This is a genomic window from Archangium violaceum Cb vi76 (genome assembly GCF_000733295.1).
Classification (GTDB): domain Bacteria; phylum Myxococcota; class Myxococcia; order Myxococcales; family Myxococcaceae; genus Archangium; species Archangium violaceum.
The window spans coordinates 1-4,237 of sequence record NZ_JPMI01000118.1 but is presented as its reverse complement, the minus strand read 5'-3'; the positions used below and the strand labels follow the sequence as shown (position 1 = coordinate 4,237).

2 protein-coding genes are annotated in these 4,237 nt (G+C 50.3%); one reads left to right on the top strand and one right to left on the bottom strand.

The window, feature by feature from the left end; genetic code table 11:
- The first annotated feature begins 297 nt into the window (after positions 1 to 297).
- Positions 298 to 1,551 (top strand): hypothetical protein, encoded by a 1,254-nt coding sequence (locus Q664_RS57830; protein ID WP_152622172.1) that lies wholly within the window; start codon positions 298 to 300, stop codon positions 1,549 to 1,551.
- 300 nt (positions 1,552 to 1,851) lie between these two features.
- On the opposite strand, the gene Q664_RS54920 is transcribed toward Q664_RS57830, so the two are convergent.
- Positions 1,852 to 4,237: nSTAND3 domain-containing NTPase (locus Q664_RS54920; RefSeq protein ID WP_152622171.1), on the bottom strand; the 2,386-nt coding region annotated here is incomplete at its 5' end.

Below are 4,237 nucleotides of genomic sequence, written 5' to 3'. Positions count from 1 at the left end.
CTTCGGCATTGTGGATATAAGATATAGGAACATTCAACTGACTTCCGTTATGAGTTGCTCTGCACTTTTGGACTGGGTGCATGGTTCGAAAATGACCGTAGGCACATTGAGTATGCATGTCGAACCGCCCCACGAAGTTCTCAGGACTTTTTCCTGCCGTCGCAGTTTGTTCCACGCATCTTCGAGCCTCAACTAAGCGGGACACCTGAACAGATCTCGAGTTTTCAGCAATTGGTGAGCAAAGTCATAGGACTGGAGCGAAAAACATACGAAAATGTCATTGCAGTGCTCCGCGGCATGAAGAATGCACTCCAGGCAATAAATTACGATATCGATCTTGCATATTCGATGCTCGTATATTGTCTGGAGTCGCTGGGCCAGAAGGCCGGAAAATACGAGCCTGTCTGGGAAGATTACGATGAGGATGCGCGGGCTCAACTTGACACGCTTTTTCAAGACAATGATGAACTGGCCTCCAAGGTCCGTGCAGTCCTCCTAAAGGGAAAGCAACTCAGGCTGATGAAGCGATTTGTTAATTTCATCTCTCAACACACAAACGATGAGTTCTTCATCAGCGAGGCCGCGACCAGCAACCGACCGCTACGAAAGTCGGAATTCATCAAGGCATTGGAAGGGGCATATCAATTGCGCTCGAAATTTACTCATGAGCTGCGACCAATACATGAGCAATTGCGAGTGCCCATTCTGAGACGAGAGTCTTTAATTTGGGACAACCAGCCGTTCCTGACATTGGCAGGGCTATTTCGGCTAACCAACCACGTACTACGCAATTTCATCGCAGCGCAGCCTGAGATTGCACACGAGAAGTTCGATTGGCGCAAATCACTTCCCGGAATAATGACAATGCGGCTCTCGCCCGAGCTTTGGGTTGGCAACCCCAACACGCTGGCTGCAAAAAACGCAACAGAGCGTTTGGCTGGTGTGCTTGATGTTGTGACGAGCTTTCTTAGCAATCGGGCGGCGGGAAAAGATGGGCAGTTGACCGATTTGAGAGCCTTGGCGGGGAAATGCGAGCAACTGCTTGACCAAGCGGATGCGCGGAATAAACGCGCGTTGCTGTCAATATACGTTCTCTGGAACAACATTGTGCCGCAGGAGTACAAGTTGCCAAACTGGGAGTCTGTTCTCGCCAAGCATGAGAATAACTTGGCACAGTGCTCTATCGAGTCGCTTGCCTTGCGGGTCGCTTTGGGGACGGGACTACCTTGGGCAGTTGATGAGTGTGTTGCTGTCTTGGGCGCTTGGCAAAAGAGTAGGTTCGCCAAGACCTCGCTTGAGTTGTCGTTGCCCTTGGAGATGGCAATAAATGTCCGCATCGCCAATATGGCCAGGGATACAGGAAAGCATGAGGTGCGCAAACACCTACTGGACGCGGCGATCTTGGAAGCGGCAGGGCAACCTGCATTCCAGCAGGAGTTTCGACGGGCGTTAGAGAGCAATGACGATGTGCGTATGGAGGTTTTTCTTCCTTATATCAAGCAGGAGAAGGTAGCGGACGAGAACGAGGCGGGCTCTAAACAGCCAAGCTAGTGAGGCCGGGTTGCGCGAGTAATTTGCGTCGATGGTCGAGGGGATGGGCCGGATGGAGAGGCGCCGTGCCCAGGAACCGCACCTCAGACCAATGGCAAAGCGGCTGGTGGAGGGTGTGCTAACGCGAGGCAATTGTGGCAGCGGCCTCAGCTGTGCGTCTCCATGGTGGACATTGACGACGAGAGGCACTGGTCGGCGATGACGCTGGAGGCAGAGTAGTGGATACCCAAAGCGCTGAAAGACTGAGAGCGTCCCTTCTGCGAGGGGGGGGACCCAGAAGAGGCTGCTTCAGTTCCACTATCAAGGTTCTTCAATCATTGTCTCGAATATCGACTCAAGTTCTCTATCCGAAATTTGTGAATTACTGACACGTGACACAGGAACTTTGGTCGAATCACGGCCAAGATCGCGAGCATGTTCGGATGCATCATCTGCAAACGCTCTTTCTTCAAGCTCACGAATGAATTCCGCATCAAGCACAACTCCCAACCCCGCTGCCGTCTGCGTCATCCATCCATATGCAGACTGTAGGTTTTCTGGGCCATCAGACATCAGAATTTCATTTCCTTCGCTCTCGATCCACGATTTGAAACGCGCGCGGACGGCTTCGAGTTCAGTCTCTGTTAGAAGATCCGTAAATCTGTCATGCAGGTCCAAAATGCTATCGAAGTCAAAAGGATCCGTTGGCGAGGAAGAAAGCAAGAATCGCTTGGCCTCGCTAGCATAAGCGTCAAAATCCGATTCACTCAGAAGTTCTTCCGACTGAATTACTTCTAGCAATCGCGCACAAGACCCTTTATCCCCTACTCCCTGACGCCAATTCTCGAAGACGCTGCGCAACCCCTCTTTCACCCACTCGGCTTGAATATCGAAACCAATGCGATTCGCCACAGAAAATATATAGAGCAAGCGCTCTTCGACTGAAAAAGGAGGCTTGATCTTTCTGATGACACCATCGGCGGCATACTGAACATTTACCAACTGACAAGTCGGGCCCTGGAGAGTCCTTCTCATGGCTTCAATAAACGTACTCTTGTGTTTTAAAATAGCCTTCTCAAGGCGAGCATATCTGGGCACACTTCGCTGACGACCGGAAACGCTCTCAGAAACACTCTCTTGGCTGTAGCGCCAGAGCATTCTCAATTGAGAGAAGAATTGCCCAGCATCGAGAATCTTCTCAATGTATTCTGGATTTTCTCCCAGGTAATTGAGCAGGAAATCTCGTATCGAAGGATTGTGTAACCTTACAACATAGAGACCCGAAACGAAATCCGTTCGCGTGAACGATTTCTCGAAAGTTCGCATTATCCTCTTGAATTCAAGAGCGAGTTCATCCTGGTCGCCCCCCATTAGGGCCGCATGAACTCTCTTTAGGTCTTCCAATTTAACCTCGATCGGTAGTGCGGCTAACGAAAGTAGCAACCTCCTTCCTCCAGCGGAGAGCTGTTGCTCAAACGGATACCGCCAGAGATCTTCAGGGTTATCGAGCGTTCGCAAAATGGAATCATGGAAAGCGATGTCAGTTGATGCTCGTTCAGATGCCATCGACATGACCCATTCAATCAAGCGAGGATTGTAATTTGGATGGTCGATGATGGTCCTGTATCGCCTGCCTCGGGCAATATATCTCTTCCAGTCCAAGGGAGCCGACGAGAAATACAAATGGTTATACAGGATCTTGGCGCGATCTTCCTGAGTGTAGTCCGTCAACTCAATAGCGCACTTATATTTTCCCAAATCAAGTCGCCCGAGCTTCTCGTGCTGTAGCAGTGCTTGATTCAAGATATATTCGCGAGTCGTCAGTACGAACCGCTTGTTTTTATCCCTGGCCACTCGATTAAAGAACCGCACCAAGCGCTCATCTTCATTCTTATCTAGCTTTTCCGAGGCCCCAATTTGCCCCAAAAAATCGTCATAAAAGAAGAGCTGCCGGAGCTCTTTATTGAATACTCGCTCTGCCTCAGATATCTCGGACGATATGGCGAAGGCCTGCCACCCCAGGCGGGAGTACTCCAACATCAACATTTCCGCGAGTGTAGTCTTCCCGATCCCGGGTATGCCCGAAATGACGCAAACGCTCTGCTCCTCAAGATGCCTGCGGGCGTAATCATATTTGGGGCTGGGAACATAAAATTTCACTTTCTGCTTGGCATCATCCAGCGCCCATTCGGTACGGTTGTAAATCTCGTTGTTTAGAACTCTGTCCAAAGCGGTCCAATTCGTTAGGTACAGTTTCAGGTGATTCCGTTCAATTGCTGGGAATTTCCCGAGTAGATTATTCAGTTCGGCGATGCCATAGATATCTTGCGGCGTAAGGATATGTGGCGAAAAAATGGCCACGATTTCATCCTTTCTATCCGGAGATAGGTCGGCAGACGTCGCGAGTATGTATCGCTTTGGCTTGAGCTTCCGCGCCTTGATGGCTTCTTTTTTCAGATGACTGATGAGAGTGCTCAAGCTTGAGCCGGCATAATGCTTACACTGAATAATAAGCTGCTGGTCCGGATCACGTGAGTGGCGAAGGTCAATACCCTTGTCTCGCCCAACTGCGAACGATTCCAGCGGCACCCTCAACTCTTCTTGCAGTAGGTCGCGTACTAGATTCTCGAAGTCGTTGTGTGTGAGTGTGCGGAAGTCATGTGCCATGGTCGGAGTATATGCGCTTGCAGTACGAATGATCAGCACT